10 protein-coding genes and 1 pseudogene are annotated in these 12,794 nt (G+C 73.0%); 6 read left to right on the top strand and 5 right to left on the bottom strand.

Features of this window, described 5'->3' with window-relative positions; translation table 11 throughout:
• Window positions 1-98 precede the first annotated feature (98 nt).
• Together ACZ60B_RS02135 and ACZ60B_RS02130 are read left to right on the top strand one after the other, a co-directional pair.
• Window positions 99-923: a purine-nucleoside phosphorylase gene (locus tag ACZ60B_RS02135; RefSeq protein ID WP_450666229.1), complete on the top strand. Its 825-nt coding sequence runs from the start codon at window positions 99-101 to the stop codon at window positions 921-923.
• 228 nt (window positions 924-1,151) lie between these two features.
• Entirely contained in the window at window positions 1,152-2,783 is a 1,632-nt protein-coding gene (locus ACZ60B_RS02130; RefSeq protein WP_469383414.1) for a phospho-sugar mutase, read from the top strand.
• Between the two features lie 137 nt (window positions 2,784-2,920).
• Here the strand turns inward: ACZ60B_RS02130 and ACZ60B_RS02125 are convergent.
• From ACZ60B_RS02125 to ACZ60B_RS02115, 3 genes and pseudogenes are all read right to left on the bottom strand, one after another.
• Window positions 2,921-3,667 (bottom strand): annotated as a pseudogene (locus ACZ60B_RS02125) (IS200/IS605 family accessory protein TnpB-related protein); the annotation flags it as partial.
• Window positions 3,668-4,395: 728 nt separating this feature from the next.
• Window positions 4,396-6,078, bottom strand: coding sequence for a hypothetical protein (locus tag ACZ60B_RS02120; protein WP_469383393.1), 1,683 nt, complete (start codon window positions 6,076-6,078; stop codon window positions 4,396-4,398).
• Window positions 6,079-6,257: 179 nt separating this feature from the next.
• Window positions 6,258-6,962, bottom strand: coding sequence for a PH domain-containing protein (locus tag ACZ60B_RS02115; protein ID WP_469383392.1), 705 nt, complete (start codon window positions 6,960-6,962; stop codon window positions 6,258-6,260).
• Window positions 6,963-7,126: 164 nt separating this feature from the next.
• Between ACZ60B_RS02115 and deoC the strand changes: the two genes are divergently transcribed.
• From deoC to ACZ60B_RS02100, 3 genes are read left to right on the top strand one after another with little or no spacing between them, the layout of a single operon-like run.
• Complete coding sequence (deoC, locus tag ACZ60B_RS02110) at window positions 7,127-8,080, top strand: deoxyribose-phosphate aldolase (protein ID WP_469383561.1); 954 nt, start codon at window positions 7,127-7,129, stop codon at window positions 8,078-8,080.
• 5 nt (window positions 8,081-8,085) lie between these two features.
• Entirely contained in the window at window positions 8,086-9,543 is a 1,458-nt protein-coding gene (locus ACZ60B_RS02105) for an aldehyde dehydrogenase family protein (protein ID WP_469383390.1), read from the top strand.
• A complete protein-coding gene (locus ACZ60B_RS02100; protein ID WP_469383389.1) occupies window positions 9,544-10,458 on the top strand; it encodes an aldehyde dehydrogenase family protein in 915 nt (304 codons plus the stop codon). It begins immediately after the preceding gene.
• Between the two features lie 93 nt (window positions 10,459-10,551).
• Here ACZ60B_RS02100 and ACZ60B_RS02095 read toward each other — a convergent pair whose 3' ends face one another.
• Entirely contained in the window at window positions 10,552-10,956 is a 405-nt protein-coding gene (locus ACZ60B_RS02095) for a hypothetical protein (protein WP_469383387.1), read from the bottom strand.
• 128 nt (window positions 10,957-11,084) lie between these two features.
• On the opposite strand from ACZ60B_RS02095, the gene ACZ60B_RS02090 reads away from it, so the two are divergent.
• Window positions 11,085-11,720 (top strand): uridine kinase family protein, encoded by a 636-nt coding sequence (locus ACZ60B_RS02090; RefSeq protein WP_469383386.1) that lies wholly within the window; start codon window positions 11,085-11,087, stop codon window positions 11,718-11,720.
• 221 nt (window positions 11,721-11,941) lie between these two features.
• Here ACZ60B_RS02090 and ACZ60B_RS02085 read toward each other — a convergent pair whose 3' ends face one another.
• Window positions 11,942-12,697: a SigE family RNA polymerase sigma factor gene (locus tag ACZ60B_RS02085; protein ID WP_469383384.1), complete on the bottom strand. Its 756-nt coding sequence runs from the start codon at window positions 12,695-12,697 to the stop codon at window positions 11,942-11,944.
• Window positions 12,698-12,794: the final 97 nt, after the last annotated feature.

Genomic DNA, 12,794 nt, shown 5'->3' with positions numbered 1-12,794 from the left:
CCCGGAAGGCGCTTCGTTGGAAACGACAAGACAACGATCGCCATCGCGTGAGCACTGTCATCTACGCGCGTAGGCCCAGACCGGCTACCCTCGTCCGCGTGAACGCATCTCTTCTTCCGGACGACATCCAGGGCGACCCCTACGCGGCCGCCGACGCCGCCGCCGCGCGCCTGCGCGAGCTGACGGGCGCCGAGACCCACGACGTCGCCCTCGTGATGGGCTCCGGCTGGGCACCGGCCGTGGACGCCCTCGGCACTCCCGAGGCCGAGCTCCCGGTCACGGAGCTGCCCGGGTTCCCGCCGCCGGCGGTCGCCGGCCACGGCGGCACGATCCGCTCGTACCGCATCGGCGAGAAGCGCGCGCTCGTCTTCCTGGGCCGCACCCACTACTACGAGGGCCGCGGCGTCGCCTCCGTCGCGCACGGCGTGCGCACCGCGGTCGCCGCGGGCTGCAAGACCGTGGTGCTGACCAACGGCTGCGGCGGTCTGCGCGAGGGCATGCGCCCCGGGCAGCCGGTCCTGATCAGCGACCACCTCAACCTGACGGCGACCTCGCCGATCGTGGGCGCGAACTTCGTGGACCTCACCGACCTGTACTCGCCGCGCCTGCGCGCCCTGTGCAAGGAGATCGACGCCAGCCTGGAGGAGGGCGTCTACGCGCAGTTCCCCGGCCCGCACTACGAGACCCCGGCCGAGATCCGCATGGCCCGCGTCATCGGCGCGGACCTGGTCGGCATGTCGACGGTCCTGGAGGCCATCGCGGCGCGCGAGGCGGGTGCCGAGGTGCTGGGCATCTCGCTGGTCACCAACCTCGCGGCGGGCATGACGGGCGAGCCCCTCAACCACGAGGAGGTCCTCCAGGCCGGCCGCGACAGCGCGACCCGGATGGGCTCCCTGCTGGCGCAGGTGCTGGACCGCCTGTAGGGCCCGGACCCGCCTCAAGGGCCCGGCGCCGGCACCTCCGGGGTTCGAGGAAGGGACCCCGGGGGCAGAGCCTGCGGGGAGAGACGCACGGGGACGGCGGGACACACGGGGACGGCGGGACCCAGGGGGACCACCCGCAGGCACCGCGCACGCGAGTCCGTCGCACGTCACCACACGCACGCGCACGCGACGCGGCGCACGCACAACGAACGAGAGGTTGGACCGAACGTGCAAGACGATCTCATCGCACGGGCCACGTCATGGCTGGCCGAGGACCCCGACGCGGACACCCGCGCGGAACTCGCCAAGCTCATCGACGCGGGAGACCACGCCGAGCTCGCCGCACGCTTCGGCGGCACCCTCCAGTTCGGCACCGCGGGCCTGCGCGGCGAACTCGGCGCCGGCCCGATGCGCATGAACCGCTCGGTCGTCATCCGCGCCGCCGCCGGTCTCGCCGCGTACCTGAAGAAGAACGGCGGCTCCGGCGGCCTCGTCGTGATCGGCTACGACGCCCGCCACAAGTCCGCCGACTTCGCCCGCGACACCGCGGCCGTGATGACCGGCGCGGGCCTGCGCGCCGCCGTGCTGCCGCGCCCGCTGCCCACGCCCGTCCTCGCCTTCGCCATAAGGCACCTCGGCGCGGTGGCCGGCGTCGAGGTGACGGCCAGCCACAACCCGCCCCGCGACAACGGCTACAAGGTCTACCTCGGCGACGGCTCCCAGATCGTCCCGCCGGCCGACGCGGAGATCGCCGCCGAGATCGACGCGATCGCGGCGCTCGCCGACGTCCCCCGGCCGGACCAGGGCTGGGAGACCCTCGACGAGGGCGTCCTGGACGCCTATCTGGCCCGTACGGACGCCGTCCTGTCCCCCGGCTCCCCGCGTACCGCCCGCACCGTCTACACGGCGATGCACGGCGTCGGCAAGGACGTCCTGCTCGCGGCCTTCGCCCGCGCGGGCTTCCCGGCCCCGGTCCTGGTCGCCGAGCAGGCCGAGCCCGACCCGGACTTCCCGACCGTCGCCTTCCCCAACCCGGAAGAGCCCGGCGCGATGGACCTGGCCTTCGCGCAGGCCCGCGCGACCGCCCCCGACCTGATCGTCGCCAACGACCCCGACGCCGACCGCTGCGCCGTCGCCGTCGAGGAGGACGGCGCCTGGCGCATGCTCCGTGGTGACGAGGTCGGCTCGCTGCTCGCCGCCCACCTCGTGCGGCGCGGGGTCACCGGCACCTTCGCCGAGTCCATCGTCTCCTCCTCGCTCCTCGGCCGGATCGCCGAAAAGGCGGGTCTGCCGTACGAGGAGACCCTCACCGGCTTCAAGTGGATCGCCCGCGTGGACGGCCTGCGCTACGGCTACGAGGAGGCCCTCGGCTACTGCGTCGACCCCGACGGCGTACGCGACAAGGACGGCATCACCGCCGCGCTCCTCGTCACGGAACTGGCCTCCGAGCTCAAGGAGCAGGGGCGCACCCTGCTCGACCTGCTCGACGACCTCGCCGTGGAGCACGGGCTGCACGCCACCGACCAGCTCTCGGTGCGGGTGCAGGACCTGTCGGTCATCGCCGACGCGATGCGCCGGCTGCGCGAGCGGCCGCCGACCGGGCTCGCCGGGCTGCCGGTGACCGCGGCGGAGGACCTCACCCGGGGCACCGACCGGCTCCCGCCCACGGACGGCCTGCGCTACACCCTCGACGGCGCGCGCGTCATCGTCCGTCCCAGCGGCACCGAGCCCAAACTGAAGTGCTACCTGGAGGTCGTCGTCCCCGTGGGCGACCGCGCCGGCCTCCCGGCGGCCCGCGCCCGGGCCGCCGAACTGCTGGCGGCGATCAAGCGCGACCTGTCGGCGGCCGCCGGGATCTGACCCGGTCCGCCAGGGGCTGTACGGCCGGGAGCGCCGTGGTTCATGCGGAACTGGGCCGTCGCATGCTTCCCGGCCGCCTCCTGCGGGCGCATCCGTTCCATCCTGGGAGCGCGACACGGATGCACTCCGCACCGTTCCTAAAGGCTGAGCGGGAGTGGGTCCTGTCTCCAGGACTGTGGTTGCTCAGCCGTGTGCCCCGAACGGTGTTGGGCACGCTGGTCGTCCGCTTTCGCTCCGCGGCCGGGCGGCACGGATCTTGTCCGTGGTCCGGGAAGGCGGGGGCGGGGTCCCTCACGCCCTCGGGTTTCCGGTCCGGCCTGGGCGGTCCGATGCCCCTGCTCATCGCTCCGGTCGTGCGGGGGCGGTGCCGTCCGACGCCGGATGGGATGTCCGAGGGCGCGTCGCCCGATCGCGATGCTCGCGGCATCGTGCCGGGAAACCTTACGGGTACTGCCGGTCAGGGGCTTCTGCCAGTGCTGGGCACCCCACCGGGAGGTGTAGGCCGGATCGACCGCGACCACCGCGACGTCCTGCTCGGCGGCCATCGACACCAGCCGGGCTCTGAGTCTCGCGGTGGGGAAGCGGGAGATGAGGCGGCGGAAGCGTTTGTTGCGGCCGTGCTTCTCCCGGCTGGCGCCGTCGGTGAAGTCCAGGTCCTCGATCGCGATGGCCGCCGCCCCGGTGTGGCGGGTGTGGTGCAGCAGGCGGGTCAGCGCGTGCCGGATCTGCGCGTCGCGGTGCGCGACCGTACCGGACAGGTCGTAGAAGAAGCGCCGGGGCTCACCAACCGGGTTGCCGTGCACGTCCAGACGCCAAGCCGCCAGATGGTCGTCGTTCATGTCGACGCCGACCACACCCCGCGCCAGCGCCGCAGGGCCGGGCACCACGAACGACGCCCCCACCTCCCGCACCCCACCCACCCCCGCCCGTCCCACGCCGCACCAGCCCGGTCACCTCGCTCGACGAACCCCGCCCGAAAAGGTCACGCATTCGACTAACAAACTCCCGTTCCCACACCCATATCCACTCAATCATGGTCAAGCGGCAGCAGTTCCGGGCCCTTGGCTATCGCGCGCCCCAGGAGTCACATCCGGCGGGACACCGCGCATGGGCCGGGCACGGGGGTCCGGATCCGCAACAACGAGCCCAGCCTCGTGCCCGCTCCGCCGTCCTGGGGTCACGCCGACCGGTCCGGAGCAGCGCGGCGGGCGGGCTCAGCCGAAGCGGCCGTTGACGTAGTCCGTGGTGTGCGGGTCCTGCGGGCCGTCGAACATCGCGCCCGGGGGGCGTGTTCGACGATCGCGCCGGGGTGCCCTGTTCGGCGAGGAAGAACGCGCACCGGTCAAAGACGCGGGCCGCCTGCTGCATGTGGTGGGTGACGATCACGACGGCACGGTGTCCACCACCGTCCGGGCCTCCTCGACGGCTCCTACCGCTGGTCGTACGCGGGTACGGACGACACCGCGGCCGCGGTCTCCGCGGACGACCACGTCGACGTGCGCTGACGTCCGGCCGGGCCCGTCCGGCACGTTCCCGCGCCCGCCCGTGGAGGGCGGCCGCTCGGGCGCGCCGGGCGGTGTCCGGTGTCCGGCCGGGGCTCACCAGCCGCTCGTCACCAGCCCTGCAACCACGCCAGACCGACCAGCGCCCCCGTCACCCACACCACGACGAACGGCACGGCCGGCGGCCACAGGGGCCACCCCCGCTCCCGCTCCGTGCTGTCGCCGGTGGGACGCAGGGCGGGGTCGGCGTGCATGGCGGAGAGCTCGGCGGCCAGGGCGTCGTACGGATGGGTCAGACCGCGCCGGCGCTGGTACCAGGCCCAGCGGGGCGCGGAGACCGCCCAGGACTCGCCGCCGCGCCGGCGCAGCTTCAGTTCGAAACCCTGCCGGCGGACCGAACGGACGTCGTCCCACGGGATGTGGGTGGTCCCGCGCAGACCGTTCAGCCACACCCCGGTGCGGTCGGCGGTGATCCGCCAGCACAGCTTCACGGGGATGCGGAACGCGCCGTACAGGCCGCCGAGGAAGCAGAGCGACTGCTGCCAGAGATCGCCGTCGCGGTCGGTGAACACCGTCGAGCACAGGAAAACGCCCGCCAGCACCATCAGGAACACGGACAGCCGGTCCAGCGCGCCCGCGCGCCAGCGCCGGACCGGCACCGTCTCCGTCGTCACGCGCGCGGCCGCCACCAGACCGCGGTGCCGTTCGTCGTCCGCCGCGGTCCAGGCCGCGTGCCGCTTCGCCACCCGGAGCCGCCACCGCACGGCGACCGCCGGCAGCGGTCGTACGGGCCCGGTCGACCGTTCCGCCACCGGCGGGTCGCCCGGCTTCCGCGCGGCGCTGACGAGCACGACCTCGGCGCCGTCGTACGGCGCCCCGTACAGGACGGCCTCGCGCAGCGGCTCGGGCCGCTTGTCGTCGTCGTCGAGCTGTTCGAAGAAGTCGTCCAGCTCGGCCGCGCCGCCGTCCGGGTCGCCGTCCTCGTCGGGGTCCACCCGGACCGTGGCGACGGTGAACAGCGGTCGCAGGCCCGCCACGTCGTCCGCCGCGTAGACCTCCGCGTCGGCGCGTCGGTCCTCGCGCACCAGCACGCGCAGGACGGGCGCGGGCGCGGCACGCAGCGCGAGGGCCCGCCGCCTGCCCAGCACCCCGGAGAGCAGCGCGGTGACGCCCAACCCTGCCGTGAAGGGTGCGGCGAGAGCCATGGACTCGCGCCCCTCCGACGTGTCCCACATGCCGACGGCCGCGCCCAGCGGGACGCCCGCCGCGGCCAGGACGACCAGCACGACCCCGAGCCCGGAGAGGAAGCGGCCGCGCCCGAGCGGCCGGTCCGCGTCCGGCAGCACGGCCGTCACGCCCGAGGCGGCGGTCAGCGCCTCCTCCCGCTGCCGCCGCCGGGCCCGCAGCCTCAGCACGGAGACGGTCAGGGACACCACGGTCAGCAGGAACGCGCCGGCCAGCACGGGGAGCACCGGCTCGGGGCGCACGGCGACGGTCACGAGGGCCAGGACCGGCGCGGACACCCGTACGATCTCGGGCCGCAGCGGCAGCCAGACGAGGTGGAGCGCGGCGGGCGCCGCGAGGTAGGGCGGCACACCGGCCCAGTTCAGGCCCAGCGCGGCCAGCGCACCCGTCAGCCACACCAGCTGGTAGATCGACAGCCCGACCCAGCGCACCGGTATCCAGGCCGGTGGCAGTTCCCGCGTCCAGCGGCGGGTCTGTTCCGTGCTCCAGGGCGGGCAGCCGTCGGGTATCGCGGTGGCGGGCAGCGTCCGCCGGACGTCGGTGTTCATCGTTTCCCGGAGACTCGGACCACCGGGGTGGCCGTACGACAGACCTCGGCGTCGTCTCCGGGTGGGGGATCGGCGGTCGCGACCGAGGCAGGGTGGGGTGAATACGCGGGTGCGCAGGTGCACGGGTGGGGCGGGTGCGGGGGAAGAGCGAGGTGGGGCGGGCGCGGGGCGCCCACGGCTCACGTGACCGCGAGCAGCACCGCCAGCAGGACCGCGCCGGCCAGCAGCGGCACGATGATCTCGTACGCCCAGCGCGCGGTCACCTCGCCCTGCGAGCCCGCGGCCTTCTCCCGCGCCTTCAGCAGTTCGCGCAGATCGTCCATGATCTTGTCGGACTCGGCGCGGGCCGGGCCCAGGTCGGCCGCCGGGCCGTGCGCCGCGCCGCCGGTGGCGTCCATGCCGCCCAGACCGCCCGCCACGGTGCCGCCGAACAGTCCGCCCCGGCGTCCGCCGGACTCCACCCGCGCCTGCGTGCGCAGCGCCCGCTTGCGCGCGCGCAGCGACACGGGCACCGCCCAGAGCTGGTACTTGGCCCCGGCCTCGGTGATCACCTCGTTGGAGTAGCCGGAGCGCAGCGAGGCGACCTGGCCCCAGGGCACCACGACGGCGCGGAAGGGATTGCGCACGCGCAGCCGGTCGTCATTGGCGAAGACGGCGGGCCGCAGGGTGAAGGCGACCACCAGCGGCACGAAGAGGATCAGCGCGGCGAGCGCCAGCCACGGCGTGCTGCCGTGCCCGGTGAAGAGCGCGTCGAGGCCGAGCCAGCCGCCGAGCGCGAGCAGCAGCACCCCGCCGGCCAGGCCCGAGGCCGACCGGTAGATGCGGTCCCTGGACTCGGGTGCCGGGGGCTGCGGCGCTGGTGACTGGTGCTCCGGGGTCGTCATGGCCCCGATTCTGCACGACGCCCGCGAAGACTTCCGTCCGCGGTGCCCGCGGGATGCGTCACACCTCACCCGTCCCGCCCGCCCCACGGCGGGCCGGGCGCACCCGGGAGGACCTTCCGGGGGTGTACAGCCGCTACGCGCGTAGATATGCTCGTCTGGTGACCATGCCCACCTCTGCACCCGCTGCCCTCGCTGACGTCACCACGTCCGACAGCACGCTGCGCCGCTTCCTCCACGGACTGCCCGGCGTCGACGCGGTCGGCCTGGAGGCGCGCGCCGCCTCGCTCGGCACCCGTTCCATCAAGACCACCGCGAAGGCGTACGCCATCGACCTCGCCATCTCGATGGTCGACCTGACGACGCTGGAAGGCGCGGACACCCCCGGCAAGGTCCGGGCGCTCGGCGCCAAGGCGGTCCATCCCGACCCGACCGACGCCTCGACGCCCTCGACCGCGGCCGTCTGCGTCTATCCCGACATGGTGGCCGCCGCGAAGGCGGCCGTGGCCGGCTCGGGCGTGAAGGTCGCCTCGGTCGCCACCGCCTTCCCGGCGGGCCGTGCCGCCCTCGGCGTGAAACTGGCCGACGTGGCCGACGCCGTCGCCGCGGGCGCCGACGAGATCGACATGGTCATCGACCGCGGGGCGTTCCTCGCGGGCGACTACATGAAGGTGTACGACGAGATCACGGCCGTGAAGGAGGCCTGCGGGACGAGCGCCCGCCTCAAGGTCATCTTCGAGACCGGCGAGCTGTCGACGTACGACAACATCCGCCGCGCCAGCTGGCTCGGCATGCTGGCCGGGGCCGACTTCATCAAGACCTCGACCGGCAAGGTCGCCGTCAACGCGACCCCCGCGAACACCCTGCTGATGCTGGAGGCGGTGCGCGACTTCCGCGCCCAGACCGGCGTCCAGGTCGGCGTGAAGCCGGCCGGCGGCATCCGCACCAGCAAGGACGCGATCAAGTTCCTGGTCCTGGTCAACGAGACCGTCGGCGCGGACTGGCTGGACAACCACTGGTTCCGCTTCGGCGCCTCCTCGCTGCTGAACGACCTGCTGATGCAGCGTCAGAAGCTGGCCACCGGCCGCTACTCCGGCCCCGACTACGTGACGGTGGACTGATCACCATGGCATCCGCATTCGAGTACGCACCGGCCCCCGAGTCCCGCTCGGTCGTCGACATCGCCCCCTCGTACGGCCTGTTCATCGACGGCGAGTTCACCGAGGCGGCCGACGGCAAGGTCTTCAAGACGGTCAGCCCGTCCACCGAGGAGGTCCTCTCCGAGGTGGCGCAGGCCGGCGCCGAGGACGTCGACCGCGCGGTGCGAGCCGCCCGCAAGGCCTTCGGGAAGTGGTCGGCGCTGCCCGGCGCCGAGCGCGCCAAGTACCTGTTCCGGATCGCCCGCATCATCCAGGAGCGCAGCCGCGAGCTGGCGGTCCTGGAGACGCTGGACAACGGAAAGCCCATCAAGGAGACCCGCGACGCCGACCTCCCGCTGGTCGCCGCGCACTTCTTCTACTACGCCGGCTGGGCCGACAAGCTCGACCACGCCGGGTTCGGCGCGAGCCCGCGTCCGCTGGGCGTCGCGGGCCAGGTCATCCCGTGGAACTTCCCGCTGCTGATGCTGGCGTGGAAGATCGCCCCGGCGCTGGCGACCGGCAACACGGTCGTCCTCAAGCCCGCCGAGACCACTCCGCTGTCCGCCCTGTTCTTCGCGGACATCTGCCGCCAGGCCGGTCTGCCCAAGGGTGTCGTCAACATCCTTCCGGGGTACGGCGACGCGGGCGCCGCGCTGGTCGCGCACCCGGACGTGAACAAGGTCGCCTTCACCGGTTCGACCGCCGTCGGCAAGGAGATCGCCCGCACGGTCGCCGGCAGCCGCAAGAAGCTCACCCTCGAACTGGGCGGCAAGGGCGCCAACATCGTCTTCGACGACGCCCCGATCGACCAGGCCGTCGAGGGCATCGTCAACGGCATCTTCTTCAACCAGGGCCAGGTCTGCTGCGCGGGCAGCCGCCTGCTGGTCCAGGAGTCGATCCAGGACGAGCTGCTGGACTCCCTCAAGCGCCGGCTGTCGACGCTGCGCCTGGGCGACCCGCTGGACAAGAACACGGACATCGGCGCGATCAACTCCGCCGAACAGCTCGCCCGTATCACCTCGCTCGTCGAGCAGGGCGAGGCGCAGGGCGCCGAGCGCTGGTCGCCCGCCTGCGAACTGCCCGCCGCCGGCTACTGGTTCGCGCCGACGCTCTTCACGAACGTCACCCAGGCGCACACCATCGCCCGCGACGAGATCTTCGGCCCGGTACTGTCGGTCCTCACCTTCCGCACCCCCGACGAGGCCGTGGCCAAGGCCAACAACACGCCGTACGGCCTCTCCGCCGGCATCTGGACGGAGAAGGGCTCGCGGATCCTCGCGGTCGCGAACAAGCTGCGCGCCGGTGTCGTCTGGTCCAACACGTTCAACAAGTTCGACCCGACCTCGCCCTTCGGCGGCTACAAGGAGTCGGGCTTCGGCCGCGAGGGCGGTCGTCACGGCCTGGAGGCGTACCTCGCCCCGTCGAGCCCGGAGGGCGAGCGCTAAATGAGCACAGTCGAGAAGACCGGGAAGACCGAGCAGCAGCGGCTGAGCGTCTTCAAGACCTACAAGCTGTACGTCGGCGGGAAGTTCCCGCGTTCCGAGAGCGGCCGGGTGTACGAGGTGAGCGACTCCAAGGGCAACTGGCTGGCCAACGCCCCGCAGTCGTCCCGCAAGGACGCCCGTGACGCGGTGGTCGCCGCCCGCAAGGCGTTCGGCGGCTGGGCGGGCGCGACCGCGTACAACCGCGGCCAGATCCTCTACCGCATCGCGGAGATGCTGGAGGGCCGTCGCGAGCAGTTCGTGCGCGAGGTCGCCGACGCGGAGGGCCTGTCGAAGGCGAAGGCGGCCGCGGTCGTCGACGCCGCGATCGACCGCTGGGTCTGGTACGCGGGCTGGACCGACAAGATCGCCCAGGTGGTCGGCGGCGGCAACCCGGTGGCGGGGCCGTTCTTCAACCTCTCCTCGCCCGAGCCGACGGGCGTGGTGACCGTGCTCGCGCCCCAGGACTCGTCCTTCCTGGGCCTGGTCTCGGTGGTCGCCCCGGTGATCGCGACCGGCAACACGGCGGTGGTGATCGCCTCCGAGAAGTCCCCGCTCCCGGCACTGTCGCTGGGCGAGGTGCTGGCCACCTCCGACCTTCCCGGCGGCGTGGTCAACATCCTCTCGGGCCGTGCGGCGGAGATCGCGCCGTCCCTCGCGGCGCACCAGGACGTCAACGCCATCGACCTCGCGGGCGCCGACGACGTGCTGGCGAAGGAGCTGGAGATCGCGGCGGCGGACAACCTCAAGCGCGTCCTTCGTCCACAGCCTGTGGATTATTCCGCGACTCCCGGCATCGAGCGCATGACGGCCTTCCTGGAGACCAAGACGGTCTGGCACCCGACGGGCTCGCTGGGCGCGTCCGGGTCCGCCTACTGACCCGGGCGCACACAGCACGGCACGGCCGCGCCCGCCCTCCGTCCGGGGGCGGGCGCGGCCGTGTGCGCGCCGGGGTCGGCAGTTGTGCCGGGGTCAGCGGCCGAGCAGCCCGGTCACCTGCCCGACGACCGGCATGCCGCCGATCGACCGCGCCTGCGCGACCGGCCCGGTGAGCGCTTTCGAGGACAGCGGCTCGAAGTCCGCGAGCCGGGTGGCCACGCCGTTGTCGAGCGGGTCCGCACCGGTGCCGGCGAGCGGGTTGGGCTTGAGGTCGGACAGCGGGCCGGTGACGTACCGCACCGAGCCGAGGAGCCCGTTCAGGCCCGCCTGCGGGTCGACCGGGCCGACCGCCCCGGGGTGCGTGCGCGGCGCGTCGAGCACCGGTCCGGCGGCCGCGGCCGCCGCCCCCGCGCCCGCGCCGAGGGCCACCCCCGCGGTCGCGAGCGCGACCAGGACGCGCCGGCCGGTCGGGGTCTGGGGGGAGTCGTGTCGGGCCATCGCTGCTGCCACCTTCTCGCTGCGTACGGTAATCAAAACGATACTTAGGGTAGTTGAAGTGTGATGCGTGCTTCAAAGCCGACCCGCGGGGTCGGCAGCGGCGTCACCATGCCGCAAACTGGTGTTCCGTGAGCATCCATCACCCGTCATCCGCCCGTGTCGTGCTGCTGTGCGGTCCTTCGGGCTCGGGCAAGTCCCTTGTAGCGGCCCGCTCCGGACTGCCCGTGCTGCGCCTCGACGACTTCTACAAGGAAGCCAACGACCCGACGCTGCCTCTGGTAGCGGGCAGTTCCGACATCGACTGGGACCACCCCGAGTCGTGGGACGCGGAGGTCGCGGTCGAGGCCATCGCGCGGCTGTGCGCCACCGGGTCGACGGGCGTACCGGTGTACGACATCTCGCTGAGCGCCCGCACCGGCGAGGAGACGCTGCACATCGGCCGGACCCCGCTGTTCATCGCGGAGGGCATCTTCGCGGCCGAGATCGTCGAGCGCTGCCGGGAGCTGGGCCTCCTGGCGGACGCCCTGTGTCTGACCCGCGGTCCGCTCACCACGTTCCGCCGCCGCTTCCTGCGCGACCTCAAGGAGGGCCGCAAGTCGGTGCCGTTCCTGGTGCGTCGCGGCTGGCGGCTGATGCGCTCGGAGCGGTCGATCATCGCCCGGCAGACCTCCCTCGGCGCGTACGCCTGCGACCGGGACGAGGCGCTGACCAGGCTGGCGACCGCGGCGGTGGGCCGGCAGACGCAGACCCCCACGGCGGCCTGAGCCGGCCGGCGGACCGCCGCCCGGCATCACGAGAACGCGAAAGCGGGACTGGACGGACCCCCCGGCCCTCCAGTCCCGCTCCCTTTCGCGCTCTCCCGCGTCCCCCGTGCCCCCGTGCGGCAGAGCTCCCCCGTGCTTCCCCCGTGTTTCTGTCCCCCGTGCCCCCCTACCGTTTCCCGCACCCCCCGATGCGGGCTCCCGGCACCTCTCCCCCGTGACCCTCAGGCGACAAGCTCCCCGAAGGCGTTCTCCTCGTCACGGCCGAAGCTGAGGACCTCGTCCTCGCGCAGCCGGCGGAGCGACCGCCAGATGCTGGACTTCACCGTGCCGACACTGATGTCGAGGATGTCCGCGATCTCCGGGTCGGTGCGGCCCTCGTAGTAGCGCAGGACCAGCATCGTCCGCTGGAGTTCGGGCAGCCGGGCGAGCGCCTGCCACAGGACGGCGCGCAGTTCGGTGCCGCGCATCGCGTCCGTGTCGCCGGGCGTCTCCGGCAGCTCCTCGGTCGGGTACTCGTTCAGCTTGCGGCGGCGCCACGCGCTGATGTGCAGATTGGTCATGGTGCGGCGCAGATACCCGCCGACCGCGGCCTTGTCGCTGATCCGCTCCCACGCCCGGTAGGTCGAGAACAGCGCGCTCTGGAGCAGGTCCTCCGCCTCGAACCGGTCGCCGGTGAGGTGGTAGGCGGTGGCGTACAGGGAGGCGCGGCGCTCCTGGACGTAGGCGGTGAACTCCGCCTCCGACAGCGAGCGACGCTCCCCCGTGCCCTCCCCGTACGTGGCTCCCCCGACCGCGGCGGCGGCCGCCGCGGATTCCCCCGTGCTCGCGTCAACCACCGACATGAATGTGGTGTGCTGACGCCCGGTACCGCGAGCGCACCCCCGCCCGCCCGCAGCACCGGACTTCCCGGAACCCCGGGTCACGTCGTGCAGACGCGTGATCACTGCGCTGGTGCTGACGCTGTGCAGCGTGTTCATCTCGCGCCCCCCGTCGTGGACTTCCGGTGTTCGGCTCGGTTCGACGTGCTTCCTTGCCGTTGCCGAAAAGCTTGCCGGGGCCACTTCATGGACGTGT

The sequence above is a fragment of the Streptomyces sp. NPDC104096 genome (assembly GCF_055584385.1).
Note: the sequence above shows the minus strand (reverse complement) of the source record. Positions and strands in the feature narration are given on the sequence as shown.

Excerpts from the sequence above, each read along its gene's own strand:
- ACZ60B_RS02120 (WP_469383393.1), bottom strand. The coding sequence starts at position 6,078 with ATGAACACCGACGTCCGGCGGACGCTGCCCGCCACCGCGATACCCGAC.
- ACZ60B_RS02095 (WP_469383387.1), bottom strand. The coding sequence starts at position 10,956 with ATGGCCCGACACGACTCCCCCCAGACCCCGACCGGCCGGCGCGTCCTG.
- deoC (WP_469383561.1), top strand. The coding sequence starts at position 7,127 with ATGCCCACCTCTGCACCCGCTGCCCTCGCTGACGTCACCACGTCCGAC.
- ACZ60B_RS02105 (WP_469383390.1), top strand. The coding sequence starts at position 8,086 with ATGGCATCCGCATTCGAGTACGCACCGGCCCCCGAGTCCCGCTCGGTC.
- ACZ60B_RS02100 (WP_469383389.1), top strand. The coding sequence starts at position 9,544 with ATGAGCACAGTCGAGAAGACCGGGAAGACCGAGCAGCAGCGGCTGAGC.
- ACZ60B_RS02115 (WP_469383392.1), bottom strand. The coding sequence starts at position 6,962 with ATGACGACCCCGGAGCACCAGTCACCAGCGCCGCAGCCCCCGGCACCC.
- ACZ60B_RS02085 (WP_469383384.1), bottom strand. The coding sequence starts at position 12,697 with ATGAACACGCTGCACAGCGTCAGCACCAGCGCAGTGATCACGCGTCTG.